A 17,164-nucleotide genomic window follows, 5' to 3' on the forward strand; every position below is an offset into this window, starting at 1 on the left:
CGGTATGAAGATCGACTGGGCAGCACTCGGCTCCGTCTTCGGGGTCAGCCTCTCCGCCACCGTCGCCCTCGTGGCCCTGTTCACCCTGGGCCTCGTGGGTCTCTCCAAGCACGAGACCGCCACCGAGCAGGGCGGGACCGCGACCGTGGCCCGCAGCGGCGCGTACGCGTGCTTCGCGCTGTGCGGCCTCGCCGTGGCCTACGCGATCTACCTGATCGTCAGCTGACGCGAGGACCGGCGCGTCGGCCGACGCTCTGACCGTGCGTCGGCCGACGCGCCGGTCGTCGAAAGCTCCCCGCGGGATTCCCGTGGGGAGCTTTCGCGTACCCTGCCCGGCCGTCCCGCTCCCTCGCCGCAGGTCAACGGCAAGTTGACGGGCGTTCGCGGTGCGTGGTGGACTGCCCGAGCCATTACGGCGGCATGGAGAGGAAGTCCGGTGCGAATCCGGCGCGGTCCCGCCACTGTCACCGGGTAGCGCACGCGGTCCGTGCGTCCCGGGAGCCAGGAACTCTCGCCGCCGGACACGTCGAACCAGGGCGCGGACCCTGAGCGAGGACACAACTGCCACCATGCGTGCCGATCGCGTATTCGCGTACGGCGCCACGGCCGGCCTGATCGGCGACCGGATCCTCGGGGATCCGCGCCGCGGGCACCCCGTGGCCGCCTTCGGACGAGCCGCCGCCGCCCTCGAACGCGCCCTGTGGCGGGACGACCGGGCACGGGGCGTGGTCCACACCCTGGTGTGCGCCGGGGGCGCGGCCGCCGTCGGTGCGCTCGGCGCCCGCGCCGTGCGCTCCCGGCCCGCTGCCGCCCGTATCGCCCTGACCGCGGCCGCCACCTGGGCCGTCGTCGGCGGTACCTCGCTCGGCCGGGAGGCCCGCGCGATCGGCGGGGCGCTGGCCGCCGGGGACGCCGAGGTGGCCCGGGAGCGGCTGCCGCACCTGTGCGGGCGCGACCCGCAGGCCCTGGACGAGCAGCAGCTGGCCCGCGCCGTCGTGGAGTCGGTCGCCGAGAACACCTCCGACGCCGTGGTCGGGGCGCTGGTCTGGGGCGCCCTCGCGGGCGTGCCCGGACTGCTGGCGTTCCGTGCCGTCAACACCCTGGACGCGATGGTCGGCCACAAGTCGCCTCGCTACCTGCGCTACGGCTGGGCCTCCGCCCGGCTCGACGACCTGGCGGGCTGGCCCGGTGCCCGGCTGACCGCGCTCGCCGCCGTACTGTCCGGGCCCGACCGGCGGGGAGCCGTGCGCGCCTGGCGCGCCGACGCCGCCGCGCACCCGAGCCCCAACGCCGGTCCGGTGGAGGCCTCGTTCGCCGGGGCGCTGGGCGTACGCCTCGGCGGGACCCTCGCGTACGGCGGACGGGTCGAACACCGGGCCGTGCTGAACGGCGCCGCAGGACGGCCGGTCGAAGTGGCGGACATCGAGCGGGCGGTACGGCTGTCGCGTCGGGTGACGTGGGTGGCGCTTGGGGCGTGCGTGGCACTGCGGTGTGCGGTGACGCGGTGGCCGGTCGTACGCCGGTCGAGGAAGGGGCGGGCATGAGCAACGGTGTGAAGCGGGGCGGCGGTCTGCTGGTAGCCGGGACCACGTCGGACGCGGGCAAGAGCGTGGTGACGGCGGGCATCTGCCGCTGGCTGTCCCGGCAGGGCGTGAAGGTGGCGCCGTTCAAGGCACAGAACATGTCGCTGAACTCGTTCGTCACGCGCGAGGGCGCGGAGATCGGCCGGGCGCAGGCGATGCAGGCGCAGGCCGCACGCGTGGAGCCGACCGCGCTGATGAACCCGGTGCTGCTCAAGCCCGGCAGTGACCGCAGCAGCCAGGTGGTGCTGCTGGGCAAGCCGGTGGGCGAGATGAGTGCGCGGGGCTACCACGGCGGGCGGCAGGAGCAGCTTCTGGGGATCGTCACGGACTGCCTGGAGGAACTGCGGGGCACGTATGACGCCGTGATCTGCGAGGGGGCGGGCAGTCCGGCCGAGATCAACCTGCGCCGGACCGACATCGTGAACATGGGCATCGCGCGCGCCGCGCGGTTCCCGGTGGTGGTGGTCGGGGACATCGACCGGGGCGGCGTCTTCGCCTCCTTCTTCGGTACGACGGCGCTGCTGTCGCCCGAGGACCAGTCGCTGATCGCCGGCTACCTGGTGAACAAGTTCCGCGGCGACGTCTCGCTGCTGGAGCCCGGCATGGAGATGCTCCGCGGGCTGACGGGGCGGGCCACCTACGGCGTGCTGCCCTACCGGCACGGGTTGGGCATCGACGAGGAGGACGGCCTGAGGGTCTCGCTGCGCGGGGCGGTACGGGAATCCGTGGTCGCCCCTCCGGTCGGCGAGGACGTGCTGCGGGTCGCGGTGTGCGCGGTACCGCTGATGTCGAACTTCACCGACGTGGACGCGCTGGCGGCGGAGCCCGGGGTCGTGGTGCGGTTCGTGGACCGGCCGGAGGAACTGACCGACGCCGACCTGGTGGTGGTCCCGGGTACGCGGGGCACGGTGCGGGCTCTGGCGTGGCTGCGCGAGCGCGGTCTGGCCGACGCCCTGGCCGCGCGGGCGGCGGCCGGCCGGCCGGTGCTGGGGATCTGCGGCGGGTTCCAGGTGCTGGGCGAGCGGATCGAGGACGAGGTGGAGTCCCGGGCGGGCACCGTCGACGGCCTGGGACTGCTGCCCGTACGCGTCCGCTTCGAGCGGGAGAAGACCCTGGCGCGGCCGGTCGGTTCGGCGCTGGGCGAGGCGGTGGAGGGGTACGAGATCCACCACGGGGTGGCCGAGGTGCTGGGCGGGACGCCCTTCCTGGACGGCTGCCGCGTCGGCGGGGTGTGGGGTACGCACTGGCACGGCTCGCTGGAGTCGGACGGCTTCCGCCGGGCGTTCCTGCGGGAGGTGGCGGCTGCCGCGGGGCGCCGGTTCGTCCCGGCGGCCGACACGTCGTTCGCCGCGCTGCGGGAGCGGCAGCTGGACCTGCTGGGCGATCTGATCGAGGAGCACGCCGACACCGCCGCGCTGCTGGGTCTGATCGAGGGCGGCGCCCCGACGGGCCTCCCCTTCCTCCCTCCGGGTGCCCCGTGAGGCCCGCGGCGCCGCGGGAGCGGTTCCCCTCGCCGCCCGTTCCCCCTTCCCCGGGGCTCCGCCCCGGACCCGTCGCCGGTGCGGCGCCGCCGTGGGGGGCCGGCCCCCTGGCCCCCGCGCCCCCCTCGTCGGCCATTCAGCCCCGCCGGCGTGTGAGGCGCGGGCTCCGGGGCGGAGCCCCGGGGAACGGGCGAAGGGCGGGTGGGGGACAGCCCCGCGCAGCGGCGCCCCGCAGCGCGCCCGCGCACCGCACCCGGTGCCAGGCGGCCTGCGGCGGCCCGGCAGCCCGGAGCCGCCCCGCCGCAGCGGCGCGCCCCCGCCCCCCGGCCGGCGCCCCGCGCCCCCACAACCGCCCGCGCACGCGAACCCGTACCCGTACGAGGAAAGGCACCGCATGAGCACCCCCTACCCGTTCACCGCAGTGGTCGGCCAGAGCGACCTGCGCCTCGCGCTCCTGCTCAACGCCGTGAGCCCGGCGGTCGGCGGCGTGCTCGTGCGCGGTGAGAAGGGCACCGCCAAGTCCACCGCCGTCCGCGCGCTGTCCGCGCTGCTGCCGCAGGTGGACGTCGTCCCCGGATGCCGGTTCTCGTGCGCACCGGGCGCCCCCGATCCCGCGTGCCCCGACGGCCCCCACGATCCAGGCCCGGGCGCCGCCCGCCCCGCGCGGATGGTCGAGCTGCCCGTCGGCGCCTCCGAGGACCGCCTGGTCGGCGCCCTCGACATCGAACGGGCCCTCGCCGAGGGCGTGAAGGCCTTCGAGCCGGGCCTGCTCGCCGACGCCCACCGCGGCATCCTCTACGTCGACGAGGTCAACCTCCTCCACGACCACCTCATCGACCTGCTCCTGGACGCCGCCGCGATGGGCGCCTCCTACGTCGAGCGCGAGGGCGTCTCCGTCCGCCACGCGGCCCGCTTCCTCCTCGTCGGCACGATGAACCCCGAGGAGGGCGAGCTCCGCCCCCAGCTCCTGGACCGGTTCGGACTGACCGTCGAGGTCGCGGCCTCGCGCGAGCCCGCCCAGCGCGTCGAGGTGGTGCGCCGCAGGCTCGCCTACGAGGACGACCCCGCTGGCTTCGCGAGCCGCTGGGCCGACGACGAACGCGAGGTCCGCGCCCGGGTGGTGGCCGCGCGGGCGCTGCTGCCGAAGGTGGTGCTCGGCGACACCTCCCTGCTCCGGATCGCGGCCACCTGCGCCGGCTTCGAGGTCGACGGCATGCGGGCCGACATCGTGATGGCCCGCACCGCTACGGCCCTGGCCGCCTGGGCCGGGCGGACCGAGGTGCGCAAGGAGGACGTGCGGCAGGCCGCGCTGCTCGCGCTCCCCCACCGGCGCCGCCGCAACCCGTTCGACGCGCCGGGCCTGGACGAGGACAAGCTGGACGAGATCCTGGACCGGTTCCCCGACGACGAGCCGGAGCCCGACCCGGAACCGGAGCCCCGGGGCCCCGACGACGAGGGTGACGGCCCCGACGACGGACCCGACGGCGGCGGGCAGCGGCCCCCGCAGGACGGCGCCCCCGACCAGGCGGCCGAAGCGCCCCCGGCGGAGCCCGAGCCGGAGCCCCGGCCCGGCACCGACTCCCCGGAACCGGCCCGGGCGGGCGCCCCGGCGGACTCCCCGGCGGACTCCCCCGCCTCCGGCGCGCCCGAACAGGCGCCCGTGCGGGCCGCCGAGCCCTTCCGGACCAAGGTGCTGAGCGTGCCCGGTCTCGGCGAGGGCGCGGCCGGCCGCCGCTCCCGCGCCAGGACCGCGCACGGCCGCACCACCGGCTCCCAGCGCCCCCGCGGGCAGCTGACCAAGCTCCACCTGGCCGCGACCGTCCAGGCGGCCGCGCCGCACCAGAAGGCGCGCGGGCGCAGCGGGCGCGGGCTGGTCGTACGCAAGGACGACCTGCGGCAGGCGACCCGCGAGGGCCGTGAGGGCAACCTCGTCCTGTTCCTCGTCGACGCGTCGGGGTCGATGGCCGCCCGGCAGCGCATGGGCGCGGTCAAGGGCGCCGTGCTGTCGCTGCTGCTGGACGCCTACCAGCGCCGCGACAAAGTCGGTCTGATCACCTTCCGCGGCCGGACCGCCGAGCTGGCGCTGCCCCCGACCTCCTCCGTGGACGCGGCGGCGGCCCGGCTGGAGCAGCTGCCCACCGGCGGCCGGACGCCGCTCGCGGCCGGACTGCTCAAAGCCCACGAGGTGCTGCGGATCGAGCGGTTGCGGGACCCCTCGCGCCGGCCGCTGCTCGTGGTCGTCACCGACGGGCGGGCCACGTCGGCCGGCGCGCTCGGCGGGGACCCGCGCGAGCTGTCGGGGCGCAGTGCCCGGATGCTGGCCGCGCAGGGGCTGACCTCGGTGGTCGTGGACTGTGAGACGGGCCCGGTCCGGCTGGGACTGGCCGGGGCGCTGGCCGCCGACCTCGGCGGGCCGGCCGTCACCCTCGACGGGCTGCGGGCCGACTCGCTGGCCGGCCTCGTGAAGAACGTACGTACCGCATCGGACAGCTCCAGGAGGGCCGCGTAATGCCGCAGGGACAGCCGACCGTCGTTCCGGACGACGGACTCACGACGCGCCAGCGTCGCAACCGTCCGCTCGTCTTCGTCCACACCGGCCCGGGCAAGGGCAAGTCGACGGCCGCCTTCGGACTGGCGCTGCGCGCCTGGAACCAGGGCTGGTCGATCGGGGTGTTCCAGTTCGTCAAGTCGGCCAAGTGGAAGGTCGGCGAGGAGAACGCGCTCAAGGTGCTCGGCGCCTCCGGTGAGGGCGGCCCGGTCGTCTGGCACAAGATGGGCGAGGGCTGGTCCTGGGTGCAGCGCGACGCGCAGCTCGACAACGAGCAGGCGGCGAAAGAGGGCTGGGAGCAGGTCAAGCGGGACCTGGCCGCAGAGACCCACCGGCTGTACGTGCTGGACGAGTTCGCGTACCCCATGCACTGGGGCTGGATCGACGTGGACGAGGTGATCGAGGTGCTGCGGGACCGTCCCGGCACCCAGCACGTGGTCATCACCGGCCGCAACGCGCCGGACAAGCTCCTGGAGTTCGCCGACCTGGTCACCGAGATGACCAAGGTCAAGCACCCCATGGACGCCGGCCAGAAGGGCCAGAAGGGCATCGAGTGGTGACCTCGCTCCACATGCCGCGGCTGGTGATCGCCGCGCCGTCCTCCGGGAGCGGCAAGACCACCGTGGCGACGGGCCTGATGGCGGCCTTCGCGGAGCGCGGCCTCGCCGTGTCCCCGCACAAGGCCGGGCCCGACTACATCGACCCCGGCTACCACGCGCTGGCCACCGGCCGGCCGGGGCGGAACCTCGACGCCTTCATGTGCGGGACGGATCTGGTCGCGCCGCTGTTCGCGCACGGGGCGGCGGGGTGCGACCTGGCGATCGTCGAAGGCGTGATGGGCCTGTACGACGGCGCCGCGGGGCGGGGTGAGCTCGCGTCGACGGCGCAGGTCGCGAAGTTGGTGCGGGCGCCGGTGGTGCTGGTGGTGGACGCCTCGTCGCAGTCCCGGTCGGTGGCCGCGCTGGTGCACGGTTTCGCGTCCTTCGACCCCCAGGTGCGCCTGGGCGGGGTGATCCTCAACAAGGTCGGCTCCGACCGGCACGAGGCGATGCTGCGGGAGGCGCTGGAGGAGGCCGGGATGCCGGTCCTGGGCGTCCTGCGGCGTGCCCCGCAGGTGGCGGCTCCGTCGCGGCACCTGGGGCTGGTCCCGGTCGCGGAGCGCCGGGCGGACGCCGTCTCCTCGGTCGCCGCCCTGGCGGCCCAGGTCCGCGCCGGCTGCGACCTCGACGCCCTGATGGCCCTGGCCCGCACGGCCCCGCCCCTGGACTGCGAGGCCTGGTCCCCGGAAGGGGCTCTGGCGCGGCATGATCCGGCCCCGTCGGCGTCCGGGGGGCAGGACCCGGGACAGGACCCCGGCCGCCGGCCGGTGGTCGCGGTCGCCGGCGGCCCCGCCTTCACGTTCTCCTACGCCGAGCACGCCGAACTCCTCAGCGCCGCCGGCGCGGACGTCGTCACCTTCGACCCGCTCCGGGACGAGGCCCTGCCCGACGGCACCACCGGACTGGTGATCGGCGGCGGATTCCCCGAGGTCTACGCCCCCGAGCTCTCCGCCAACGCCTCCCTCCGCCGCGCCGTCGCCGACTTCGCCGCAGCCGGCGGCCCCGTGGCGGCCGAGTGCGCCGGCCTGCTGTACCTGGCCCGGTCGCTGGACGGGAAGCCGATGTGCGGGGTGCTCGACGCCGACGCGCGGATGTCGGAGCGGCTGACGCTCGGCTACCGCGAGGCGGTGGCGGTGTCCGACAGCGCGCTCGCCGCGGCCGGAACCCGGCTGCGGGGGCACGAGTTCCACCGGACGGTGATCGAGCCGGGTGCCGGAGCGGCCCCCGCCTGGGGCTTCACGCATCCCGAACGCCGCGTCGAGGGCTTCGTCCGGGACGGTGTGCACGCCAGCTACCTGCACACGCACTGGGCGGCGCAGCCGTCCGTCGCCCGGCGGTTCGCACGCGCCGCAGCGGCCCGGCGGTGAGCTCAGTCCGCGAGGCCGACCACGAGCCAGATCCCGGCCACCCCGCCCACCGTGCACAGCAGCGTGGACAGGGCGGGGTGCCGGTGGTGCGCCTCGGGCAGGATCTCGGCGGCGGCCAGGTAGAGCAGGACGCCGGCGAAGAAGCCGAGGTACGCCCCGAGCGGTTCCTCCGGAAGAGTGAACAGCAAAGTGGAGGCGGCGCCCACGACCGGCGCGAGGGCGTCCGCGAAGAGCATCGTCTGCGCCTTGCGGCGGGCGTTGCCGTACAGGCTGGTGAGCGTGTACGTGTTGAAGCCGTCGGCGAAGTCGTGCGTGACGACGGCGAGGGCGACGGCCACGCCCATCCCGCCGCCGACCTGGAACGCGGCGCCCAGGGCCACCCCGTCGGCGAGGCTGTGGCCGACCATGGCGGCGGCCGCGGTGAGCCCGACCTCGGGGGCGCGGTGCGCGTGCTCGCGCGGGGCCTCGCCTCCCGCGCCGCGCGGGGCCCCGTCGTGGGCCGCGTGCGGGCCCCCGTTCTCCGCCCCGTGCGCGGCCTGCCGCACGGCGAGCAGGCGTTCACCGACGTGCGCGAGCAGGAAGCCGGTGACGAAGAGCAGCAGGGCGAGCGGGACGCCGAGCACCTCGTCGCCCGCCGCCCGCATCGCCTCGGGCAGCAGGTCCAGGCCCACGACGCCGAGCATCAGCCCGCCGGCCAGGCCCAGCACGAGGTGGCGCCGGTCGGTCACGCGCTGCGCCGTCCATCCGCCCGCCAGGGTCATCAGGAACGCGCCCAACGCCACGATCACGGCCATGTGCCCCTGAATACCGATTGTCGGCGCCGCGCGCACTTCCCCGCGCGGGCCGGGGACGCAGACGTATTGACGACGGCGGGCCGACAATGACCCGACAGGACGACGGAGGGAGTGCCCCGGTGGGCGAGTACGCGACCCGGCTGGTGGTAGGGGTGGGCGGACGTGCGGGGGTCTCCGTGGCGGAGGTCTGTGCGCTGGTCGAGGAGACGCTGCGGGGCGCGGGGCTGGCCACGGACGCGGTGACGGCCCTGGCCACGGTGGAGCCGAAGACGAAGGAGGCGGGTATCGCGGGCGCGGCGAAACGTTTCGGCGTGCCGTTGCTCGGCTACTCCGCGGAGAAGCTGGCCGGTATCCCGGTTCCGCACCCCTCGGACGCCGCGCGCGACGCCGCCGGCACCGCCTCGGTGGCGGAGGCCGCGGCGCTCGCGGGGGGCGGGGAACTCCTCGTACCCAAGCGCCGGTCGGTGGCTGCGACCTGCGCCGTCGCCACCGCGCAGGGGCACGACCTGCGCCATCACGGGGACGCGGAGGTGCGGGACGCGGACGGGGAGCTGGTCGACCTGGCGGTCAACGTACGGGCGGACACGCCCCCGGAGTGGCTCAAGCAGCGGATCGCCGCCTCGCTCGGGGATCTCGCCGCGTACCCGGACGGCCGGGCGGCCCGCGCGGCGGTGGCGCAGCGGCACGGGCTGCCGGCCGGGCGGGTGCTGTTGACGGCGGGGGCGGCGGAGGCGTTCGTGCTGATCGCGCGGGCCCTGGGCGCCGTACGGCCGGTGGTGGTGCACCCGCAGTTCACCGAGCCGGAGTCGGCCCTGCGGGACGCCGGCCACCGGGTGGAGCGGGTGGTGCTGCGGGCGGCGGACGGGTTCCGGCTGGACCCGGCGGCGGTGCCGGAGGAGGCCGACCTGGTGGTGGTCGGGAACCCGACCAACCCGACGTCGGTGCTCCACCCTGCGGCCACTGTGGCGGCGCTGGCCCGCCCGGGCCGCATCCTGGTCGTGGACGAGGCGTTCATGGACGCGGTCCCGGGCGAACGGGAGGCGCTGGCCGGGCGGACGGACGTGCCGGGGCTGGTCGTGCTGCGGAGCCTGACGAAGACCTGGGGGCTGGCGGGGCTGCGGATCGGGTACGTGCTGGCCGAGCCGGAGGTGATCGCGAAGCTGGCGGCGGCGCAGCCGCTGTGGCCGGTGTCCACGCCGGCCCTGGTGGCGGCGCAGGCGTGCATGACGCCGCAGGCGCTGGCGGAGGCCGAGGCGGTGGCGCGGCAGATCGCGGTGGACCGGGCGCATCTGCTCGCGGGACTCGCGGAGTTCGAGGAGATCTCGGTGTCGGGGGTGGCCGAGGGGCCGTTCGTCCTGATCCGGGTCCCGGGCGCCGAACAGATCCGCGCCCGCCTGCGCGCGCTGGGCTTCGCGGTCCGCCGCGGGGACACCTTCCCGGGCCTGGACGCCTCCTGGCTCCGCCTGGCAGTCCGCGACCGCCCCACGACGGGCCGCCTCCTGCAGGCCCTCGACCACGCCCTTGCGCTGTCCGCGCACTGACAGGGCACGCCGCAGCGCCGCTTGCTCCTCGGGCCGGGCGGGACCGTAGGCGGCGATGTGGACGAGCAGCCGCCGGCGCCGGCCCGGCTGCCGGGCGAGCGCGTCGACCTGGTCCAAGGTGGCGGTCTGCCGCTCGGCGGGCGACTCCTTGCCCGCGCCCTTGATCCGGCAGGGGTCGGATCGACTCGTCGTCGGCAGCGGTCTCCATGATCGCCTTGAGGGTGGCGCCCCACCGGGCACGGCGCCCCGCACCGGGGCCGACGCCACCCGACCGGGTCCGGACAGGGCCTCGGCGCCTCCCCGGTCGCGCCGTCGGGCGGGGCGCCGGACCGGACCGTCCCCGCCCTGCGGCCCGCGCCGCCCACCTGCCCCTCGGCCGGATGCTCGGCGGCGTCCACCTCAACGGCGGGGCCAACTGACCCGACCGGACCGGCCGGTGCGCGGGGCGGCGGCTCCGTCCACCGCGAAGACGGTGACTTCCCGGTCCTGGGCGAGTTCGGCGCGCAGGACGGTCCAGAAGGTGTCGGGGTCGGGCGCGGACTGCTGCCAGTCGAGCAGCCGCGACAGCCAGCCGGGCCGGGTGGGGTCGACGCGTTCCTCGTCGCAGTCGGCGGCTCCGCCGGTGGTGTACGGGTTGCCGGGGCCCCGGTCGACGACGAACTCGACGTTGACCCCGGTGGGGTAGGCGGACGCCGGGCTGAACGGCGGGGCGGTGAACAGGCTTCCGGCGTCGTCGAGGCTTTCGACGAACGCCACGGCGTGCGGGTTCCTCATGTTCACGTTCCGCGCGGGCCAGGTGCGCTCGCCGACCGAGACGTGACCTCACCCTCGGGCAGTTCGACGCGGCCGGACCGGGCAGCGCGCCCCCGTACCGGGGACGCCCCCCGGCGGGCCATTCGGGGCGGTCGTCCCGCCCCGCCGATCCGCGCCACCCGGACCACCGAGGTGGCTCGGCCCGCCCCGTCGGCCGGGCAGCCGGCCCGCTTGCCGCGGGCCCGCTGCGCGCCGCACCGCGCTCGTGGGCCACGCCCGCGCAGCCGGAGCGGAGGCTGGTGCACGGCCCTCGGCGCCGGGCGGCCGGCGACTCCGCAGCAGGGCCGGCCCTGCCTCACCCGGCCGGGGCAACCGGCCCGGCGTCAGGGTGCATGCCACGTGCCGAACGGCGCCCGGCCGCTGCCGTTGAGGGCGGTAGGGCCGGCCGGTGCCGGGTCGCATCCGTCGGCGCCGCCGGGCGGCCCGACACCGGCCCCGCCCGTCGACGGGGGGCAGCGCCGTGCATTGCGCCCGCCGGTCGGAACCGGGCCGCCCGCTCGCCCCACGCCGAACGGCGCCGGCGGGCCGGAGGTCCCTCGGCGGTAACCGCTTCGCCCGTCCGGGGCCGCCGCGGAGGGCCGGTGCGGCGGGGGTCGCATGGCGGGCTGCGGCCGGGTGCGGGAGGATCACGGGGCAGGAGTAGTGATCACGGGGGTGCGAGGGTGAAGGCGTTCGGGAAGATAGGCGCGGGACTGGGCGGGTTGGTCCTGGTGGGCGGGGCCGTGTGGGCCGTGCCCGTGGTGATGGGCAAGGGCGGCGGGGGCGCCACCGAGCAGCGGCTCGGGGCCGAGCCCCGGCGGGACGCGCCGGCCGCGGTCGGGGGCAAGCCGTTCACCCTGGTGGCGACCGGGGACCTGATCCCGTACCCCTCGATCATCCAGCGCGCGGCGGACGACGCCCACGGCACCGGCCAGAGCCACGACTTCCGCAAGATACTGGCCGGCGTCAAGCCCCTCGTCTTGGCCGCCGACCTGGCGATATGCCACCACGAGATACCATACGGGCCGCCCGGCGGCCCCTACACCGGCTACCCCGCCTTCAAGGCCCCGCACCAGCTGGCCGACGCCCTCAAGGACGCCGGGTACGACAGCTGCTCCACCGCCTCGAACCACACCCTCGACGCCGGCTACGACGGCCTGGCCCGCACCCTGGACCACCTCGACCGCGTCGGCGTCAAGCACGTCGGCTCGGCCCGCACGGCCGACGAGGCCAAGACGCCCGCCGTCCTCACGGCGGGCGGCGCGAAGGTCGCCCAGCTGGACTACACCTACGGGACGAACGGGATACCGCTCCCGTCCGGCAAGCCCTGGTCCGTCAACCTGATCGACCAGAACCGGATCATCGCCGACGCCCGGGCCGCCCGCGCGGCCGGCGCGAACGTCGTCGTCCTCAGCGTCCACTGGGGCACGGAGTGGCAGACCGCGCCCGACCGGCAGCAGAGCGACCTGGCCCAGGCCCTCACCGCCTCCCGCGCCCCCGACGGGCTCCCCGACATCGACCTGATCATCGGAACGCACAACCACGTGCCGCAGCCCTACGAGAAGATCAACGGTACATGGGTGGTCTACGGCATGGGCGACCAGATCGCCAGCTTCTACGAGCCCGCCCAGCTGCGCGGCAACATGTCCTCGGTGCCCCGCTTCACCTTCGCCCCGGCCGCCGCGCACCCGGGCCGCTGGGAGGTGGTGAAGGCCGAATACCTCACGCAGTACTCGGACATGGGGCCTCCGTTCCGCGTCGTGTGCACCTCCTGCGCCGCCGCCGACGGCTCGCTCACCGCCGACAAGCGGAGCGAATACGCCCGGGTCGACCAGCAGGTCACCGCCGCCGTGACCTCCCGCGGCGCGAGCGCCCAGGGGCTGGAGCACGCCACCCGCTGACGGATCCCCGCTGACGGGCCGCCGGCCGACGGATGCGGGGCTACGAGGTCTTGCGGCGCCGGGTGAGGACCAGCGCGCCCGCGCCGACGCCGAGCAGCAGCATCGCCCCGCCCGCCACGTAGGGCGTCGCCGAACTGCCGCCCGTTGCGGCGAGACCGGCCTTCACGGGCGTCGTGGCGCCGGGCACCGTCTGGGTCTTGACGTCGGCGGGGGCGCCCGGCGCCGGGGCTTCGCAGTGCGCCTCCGCCAGGACGATCTCGCCGTCGACCTGTGCCACGTTCAGTTTCAGCGGGTTGACCGACACCTTGAGGCGGAGCGCGGCCGCCGCGGCCGTGGTGGAGGTGGTCTGCGTACCGGACAGCTCCAGGTTGACCAGGCCGACCCCGGGGACCTCGACCTTGGTGGGGCCGCCCGCCGACAGGGTCACCTTCTTGCCGAGGACGGTGACGGCGCCGAGCACGTTCGAGGTGGCCACCGGCTTGCGGCCGGCCTCGCACACGGCCTTGGAGGTGACGTTCTCGACCTGGATCAGCGAGAGCAGCGGCAGTCCGGGCACGTGTACCTCGGCTTTGGCGAGGTGGGACCGCGCCTGCGCGCTCCGGGAGTCCGCGCCGGCCTCGGCGGTGGCCGCGTCCGCCCGCAGGACGCTGACGGGCCTGCCCTGCTCGGCCCCGTCGACGGTCACCGTGAGGGCGGTCTTCTCGGCCGTCGCCGCGGGGGCGCTGACCTCGTTGAGGGTGGCCCGGAGCGGAACGTGCACGGCCTTGCCCAGCAGGCCGACGTCGAGTCCGGCGCGCAGGACGACGGCGCCGGCCCTGCCCTCGCTCGCCGGGCCGGTCCCGGAACCGCCGGTGGCGGAGGCGGGCGGCGCGGTGAGCAGGGCCACCGCCCCCGTGGCGAGCAGGGCGGCCGCGGGCATGCGGAAGGTGTTGCTGTTCAAGGTGGTGGAACCCCCGGGGAGTTGGGTGCCGCCGCGCGGCCAATGGGGGACATCGCGCACGCCGACGGCTTCGACTCCCGGATTCTTTAAGCAGTGTGGGTGAACGAAGGCACACCTGACGCGACTTCACCCCAAAGGGTGGTTTCCGAGCAAGGGTGCGAATCATCGGCCCCGGGGAGAACGGGAGTTCCCCCTGGCACACCCCGGTCTCACGCCCGGATGCCCCCGTCGACCACCACCCGCAGCGGCTGCGCCAGCGTCCCGACGTCGGCCCGCGGGTCCGAGCCGTAGACCACGAGGTCCGCCGGCGCGCCCTCGGTCAGGCCGGGCCTGCCGAGCCATTCGCGGGCCGCCCAGGCGGTGGCCGAGAGGGCGTCCGACGCCGGGATCCCGGCCTTCACCAGCTCCGCGACCTCGGCGGCGACCAGGCCGTGCGGCAGGGAGCCGCCCGCGTCGGTGCCGACGTAGACCGGGACCCCCGCGTCGTAGGCGGCGCGCACGGTGTCGTACCGGCGCTCGTGCAGCCGCCGCATGTGCGCCGACCAGGCCGGGAACTTCGCCTCGCCGCCGGCCGCCAGCTTGGGGAACGTCGCGATGTTCACCAGGGTCGGGACGATGGCCACGCCGCGCTCCGCGAACAACGGGATGGTGTCCTCGGTGAGTCCGGTGGCGTGCTCGATGCAGTCGATGCCCGCCTCGACCAGGTCGCGCAGCGAGTCCTCGGCGAAGCAGTGTGCGGTGACGCGTGCGCCCAGGCGGTGCGCCTCGGCGATGGCCGCCTCGACCTCCGCGCGCGGCCAGCACGCGGTCAGGTCCCCGGCGTCGCGGTCGATCCAGTCGCCGACCAGCTTGACCCAGCCGTCGCCGCGCCGCGCCTCGCGCCCCACGTACTCCACGAGGTCGGCCGGTTCGATCTCGTGCGCGTAGTTGCGGATGTACCGGCGGGTCCGGGCGATGTGCCGGCCCGCCCGGATGATCTTCGGCAGGTCTTCGCGGTCGTCGATCCAGCGGGTGTCCGAGGGTGATCCGGCGTCGCGGATCAGGAGCGTGCCGGCGTCGCGGTCGGCGAGCGCCTGGAGTTCGGCGGTCTCGGCGTCGACGGGGCCTTGGGCGTCGAGGCCCACGTGGCAGTGCGCGTCGACCAGGCCCGGCAGGGTCCAGCCGGTGACCGTGGTGATCTCGCGGGCGGCGCGCGGCCGCTCGTAGGAGATCCGGCCGCCGATCACCCACAGTTCGTCGCGTACGTCGTCGGGTCCGACCAGCACCCGCCCCTTGACGTGCAGCACTTCGCCCTCGGACCCGCCGCCGGCCCGGCCCGCTCCGCCCACCTCACGCGCATCGCTCATGGCGGCACCTTACGTCCGTGCTGGGTAGGCTCGGCCGGTGACCCCGGACGAAGAGAGCACCGCCGTGACCCACCCCCTGCTCGGCCTCCCGCCGCTGACCGCCGACCGTTTCGCGTCGATCGAGCGCGGGGTGGCCGAGCTGCTCGGCACCCGCCAGGACGTGGTCGTCACGCAGGGCGAGGCGCTGCTGCCGCTGGAGGCGTGCATCCGCTCGGGGGCCCGTCCCGGTTCGACCGCGCTGAACATCGTGACGGGCCCGTACGGGACCACGTTCGGCAACTGGCTGCGCGACTGCGGGGCGACGGTGGTGGACCTGGCGGTGCCGTTCCACACCGCCGTCACCGGGGAGCAGGTCGCCGAGGCGCTGGCCGCGCACCCCGGGACCGACTTCGTGTCGCTGGTGCACGCCGAGGCCGCGACGGGCAACACCAACCCGGTCGCGGAGATCGGCGAGGCCGTGAGGGCCCACGGCGCGCTCTTCATGCTGGACGCGGTGGCGTCGGTGGGGGCGGAGCCGCTGCTCCCCGACGCGTGGGGCGTGGACCTGTGCGTGATCGGCGCGCAGAAGGCGATGGGCGGCCCGGCGGGCGTCTCGGCGGTGTCGGTCTCGGAGCGCGCCTGGGCCCGTTTCGCGGAGAACCCGGCCGCGCCCCGGCGCTCGTACCTGTCGCTGCTGGACTGGAAGGAGCGATGGATCGACGCCGGCCGCACGACGTTGCTGCACGCTCCCGCGCAGTTGGAGATGCTGGCGCTGGAGGCCTGCCTGGACCGGATCGCCGCCGAGGGGCTGCCCGCGGTGACGGGCCGGCACGCGGCCGCGGCCGCCGCGACCCGTGCGGGTGCGACGGCGCTGGGCGTGGCCCCGTACGTCCCGGTGGCGGTGGAGGCGGCGCCGGTGGCGACGACCCTGCGGGTGGCGGACGCCTCCTCCGTGGTGGCGAAGGCGCTGGCGGCGGACCCGGCGGCCCCGCTCGCGGCGGGCGGCGGGGCGCTGGCCCGGGAGATGGTCCGGGTCAACCACTACGGTCCGGCGGCCTCGCCGGACGCGGTGCGGGCGGCCCTGACCGCCCTGGCCTCGGCCCTGTCGGTCGACCCCGCCCCGGCGCTCGCCGCGGCGGCCGGGGCCTGGTAGGCGGCCCGTTGGCCGGCCGCGGCGGGCGGGTCAGCCGTCGAGGACGTCCAGCAGCCGGTCGACGTCCGCTTCGGTGTTGTAGAGGTGGAACGAGGCCCGCAGGCCGCCCGCGCGGGCCGATGTGACGATGCCCGCGGCCTCCAGCGCGGGCTGGCGGTGGGCCAGGCCGGGGACGGTGACGATCGGGGTCGTGCCCGCGACCGGTTCGTGGCCCAGGCGCGCGAGGCCGGCCCGGTAGCGGTCGGCCAGGGCGGTGTCGTGCGCGTGGACGGCGGCGACGCCGATCCGCTCCAGCAGCGCCAGCGAGGGCTCGGCGGCGTGGTAGCCGAGGAAGGCCGGGGACTCGTCGAAGCGCCGGGCCCCTGCGGCCAGTCGGGGCATCGGCCCGTAGGTGGCGTCCCAGACGGACTCCGCCGCCACCCAGCCGGCGTGCAGCGGGGTGAGGGTGTCCTCGGCCTCCTCCGACACGGTGAGGTACGAGGCCCCTCGTGCACCGAGCAGCCACTTGTAGCCCGCGGTGACGGTGAAGTCGTAGGGCGCGGCGTCGAAGGGCACGCAGCCCGCGGCCTGGGTCGCGTCGACGAGCATCCGCGCGCCGTGGGCGGCGGTCGCGGCCCGTACCGCCGCGAGGTCGGCGCTGCGGCCGTCGGCGGACTGTACGGCGGACAGCGAGACGAGCGCGGTGCCGGGGCCGACGGCTTCGGCGAGCGACTCCAGCGGGGCGAACCGGACCTTGAGGTCGTCGCGCACCACGAAGGGGTTCATCACCGAGGCGAAGTCCCCTTCGGGACAGAGGACTTCGGCTCCGGCGGGGAGTGCGGCCGCGACGAGGCCGACGTGCGTCGCCACGGAGGAACCGAGCGCCACCCGCTCGACGGGCACGCCGACGAGCCGGGCGAAGGCGGCCCGCACCCGGCCCACCCGGTCGAAGTCCCCGAATCCGGCCGGGTCCCCGGCCCCGGCCGCCTCGGCCAGGGCCCGGACCGCGGCGACGGCGGAGCGCGGGAGCACCCCGCAGCTCGCCGTGTTGAGGTAGGTGGTGGAGTGTGCGAACTCGGCGCTGAGGGCGGGGAGGTCCATGCCCTCCACTCTGCGCCAGGGCTGGGCCGGCGTCCATGCCCGGTACGCCGGGAGAACGGC

General features: G+C 75.9%; 13 protein-coding genes, 3 pseudogenes and 1 riboswitch. Of the genes and pseudogenes, 9 read left to right on the forward strand and 7 right to left on the reverse strand.

Translation table 11 applies throughout. The features are described 5' to 3' along the window. The first annotated feature begins 4 nt into the window (after positions 1 to 4). The 6 genes from OHA81_RS08335 to OHA81_RS08360 all read left to right on the forward strand — a co-directional run bounded on the left by OHA81_RS08335 (position 5) and on the right by OHA81_RS08360 (position 7,578). Positions 5 to 226 (forward strand): hypothetical protein, encoded by a 222-nt coding sequence (locus OHA81_RS08335; protein WP_329194208.1) that lies wholly within the window; start codon positions 5 to 7, stop codon positions 224 to 226. 173 nt (positions 227 to 399) lie between these two features. Beyond that, positions 400 to 533, forward strand: a riboswitch (cobalamin riboswitch). A gap of 36 nt (positions 534 to 569) precedes the next feature. Next, the gene (locus tag OHA81_RS08340) at positions 570 to 1,544 is read left to right on the forward strand and encodes a cobalamin biosynthesis protein (RefSeq protein ID WP_329194209.1); all 975 of its coding nucleotides are present in this window, start codon (positions 570 to 572) and stop codon (positions 1,542 to 1,544) included. Further along, positions 1,541 to 3,064: a cobyric acid synthase gene (locus OHA81_RS08345; protein WP_329194211.1), complete on the forward strand. Its 1,524-nt coding sequence runs from the start codon at positions 1,541 to 1,543 to the stop codon at positions 3,062 to 3,064. The genes OHA81_RS08340 and OHA81_RS08345 overlap by 4 nt, the downstream gene beginning before the upstream one ends. Before the next feature lie 394 nt (positions 3,065 to 3,458). Next, positions 3,459 to 5,573 (forward strand): putative cobaltochelatase, encoded by a 2,115-nt coding sequence (locus OHA81_RS08350; RefSeq protein WP_329194212.1) that lies wholly within the window; start codon positions 3,459 to 3,461, stop codon positions 5,571 to 5,573. Continuing rightward, entirely contained in the window at positions 5,573 to 6,172 is a 600-nt protein-coding gene (gene cobO, locus OHA81_RS08355) for a cob(I)yrinic acid a,c-diamide adenosyltransferase (RefSeq protein ID WP_329194214.1), read from the forward strand. The genes OHA81_RS08350 and cobO overlap by 1 nt, the downstream gene beginning before the upstream one ends. 11 nt (positions 6,173 to 6,183) lie before the next feature. After that, positions 6,184 to 7,578, forward strand: a complete 1,395-nt coding sequence (locus OHA81_RS08360; RefSeq protein ID WP_329202094.1) for a cobyrinate a,c-diamide synthase — start codon at positions 6,184 to 6,186, stop codon at positions 7,576 to 7,578. Between the two features lie 2 nt (positions 7,579 to 7,580). Here the strand turns inward: OHA81_RS08360 and OHA81_RS08365 are convergent, their stop codons facing one another. Then, complete coding sequence (locus OHA81_RS08365) at positions 7,581 to 8,372, reverse strand: ZIP family metal transporter (RefSeq protein ID WP_329194215.1); 792 nt, start codon at positions 8,370 to 8,372, stop codon at positions 7,581 to 7,583. 86 nt (positions 8,373 to 8,458) lie between these two features. Between OHA81_RS08365 and cobC the strand changes: the two genes are divergently transcribed. Beyond that, a complete protein-coding gene (gene cobC / locus OHA81_RS08370; RefSeq protein ID WP_443056474.1) occupies positions 8,459 to 9,913 on the forward strand; it encodes an Rv2231c family pyridoxal phosphate-dependent protein CobC in 1,455 nt (484 codons plus the stop codon). Positions 9,914 to 9,919: 6 nt separating this feature from the next. Here cobC and OHA81_RS08375 read toward each other — a convergent pair. From OHA81_RS08375 to OHA81_RS08380, 3 pseudogenes are all read right to left on the reverse strand, one after another. Continuing rightward, positions 9,920 to 10,133 (reverse strand): annotated as a pseudogene (locus tag OHA81_RS08375) (tyrosine-type recombinase/integrase); the annotation flags it as partial. A gap of 233 nt (positions 10,134 to 10,366) precedes the next feature. Next, positions 10,367 to 10,552: pseudogene (locus OHA81_RS34590) on the reverse strand (hypothetical protein); the annotation flags it as partial. Beyond that, positions 10,553 to 10,761, reverse strand: a pseudogene (locus tag OHA81_RS08380) (diaminopimelate epimerase); the annotation flags it as partial. It abuts the pseudogene before it with no gap. 627 nt (positions 10,762 to 11,388) lie between these two features. On the opposite strand from OHA81_RS08380, the gene OHA81_RS08385 reads away from it, so the two are divergent. After that, a complete protein-coding gene (locus tag OHA81_RS08385) occupies positions 11,389 to 12,606 on the forward strand; it encodes a CapA family protein (protein WP_329194218.1) in 1,218 nt (405 codons plus the stop codon). Positions 12,607 to 12,646: 40 nt separating this feature from the next. On the opposite strand, the gene OHA81_RS08390 is transcribed toward OHA81_RS08385, so the two are convergent. After that, positions 12,647 to 13,546, reverse strand: a complete 900-nt coding sequence (locus OHA81_RS08390) for an SCO1860 family LAETG-anchored protein (RefSeq protein ID WP_329194220.1) — start codon at positions 13,544 to 13,546, stop codon at positions 12,647 to 12,649. 209 nt (positions 13,547 to 13,755) lie between these two features. Beyond that, complete coding sequence (locus OHA81_RS08395) at positions 13,756 to 14,892, reverse strand: amidohydrolase family protein (RefSeq protein ID WP_329194222.1); 1,137 nt, start codon at positions 14,890 to 14,892, stop codon at positions 13,756 to 13,758. Between the two features lie 64 nt (positions 14,893 to 14,956). Between OHA81_RS08395 and OHA81_RS08400 the strand changes: the two genes are divergently transcribed. Beyond that, positions 14,957 to 16,024, forward strand: coding sequence for a pyridoxal-phosphate-dependent aminotransferase family protein (locus OHA81_RS08400; protein WP_329202096.1), 1,068 nt, complete (start codon positions 14,957 to 14,959; stop codon positions 16,022 to 16,024). 30 nt (positions 16,025 to 16,054) lie between these two features. Here the strand turns inward: OHA81_RS08400 and OHA81_RS08405 are convergent, their stop codons facing one another. Continuing rightward, entirely contained in the window at positions 16,055 to 17,104 is a 1,050-nt protein-coding gene (locus OHA81_RS08405) for an aminotransferase class V-fold PLP-dependent enzyme (protein ID WP_329194224.1), read from the reverse strand. Between the last annotated feature and the right edge of the window lie 60 nt (positions 17,105 to 17,164).

It is taken from the genome of Streptomyces sp. NBC_00667, from assembly GCF_036226825.1.
GTDB lineage: Bacteria > Actinomycetota > Actinomycetes > Streptomycetales > Streptomycetaceae > Streptomyces.

Excerpts from the sequence above, each read along its gene's own strand:
- OHA81_RS08335 (WP_329194208.1), top strand. The coding sequence starts at position 5 with ATGAAGATCGACTGGGCAGCACTCGGCTCCGTCTTCGGGGTCAGCCTC.
- OHA81_RS08340 (WP_329194209.1), top strand. The coding sequence starts at position 570 with ATGCGTGCCGATCGCGTATTCGCGTACGGCGCCACGGCCGGCCTGATC.
- OHA81_RS08345 (WP_329194211.1), top strand. The coding sequence starts at position 1,541 with ATGAGCAACGGTGTGAAGCGGGGCGGCGGTCTGCTGGTAGCCGGGACC.
- OHA81_RS08350 (WP_329194212.1), top strand. The coding sequence starts at position 3,459 with ATGAGCACCCCCTACCCGTTCACCGCAGTGGTCGGCCAGAGCGACCTG.
- cobO (WP_329194214.1), top strand. The coding sequence starts at position 5,573 with ATGCCGCAGGGACAGCCGACCGTCGTTCCGGACGACGGACTCACGACG.
- OHA81_RS08360 (WP_329202094.1), top strand. The coding sequence starts at position 6,184 with ATGCCGCGGCTGGTGATCGCCGCGCCGTCCTCCGGGAGCGGCAAGACC.
- OHA81_RS08365 (WP_329194215.1), bottom strand. The coding sequence starts at position 8,372 with ATGGCCGTGATCGTGGCGTTGGGCGCGTTCCTGATGACCCTGGCGGGC.
- cobC (WP_443056474.1), top strand. The coding sequence starts at position 8,459 with ATGACCCGACAGGACGACGGAGGGAGTGCCCCGGTGGGCGAGTACGCG.
- OHA81_RS08395 (WP_329194222.1), bottom strand. The coding sequence starts at position 14,892 with ATGAGCGATGCGCGTGAGGTGGGCGGAGCGGGCCGGGCCGGCGGCGGG.
- OHA81_RS08405 (WP_329194224.1), bottom strand. The coding sequence starts at position 17,104 with ATGGACCTCCCCGCCCTCAGCGCCGAGTTCGCACACTCCACCACCTAC.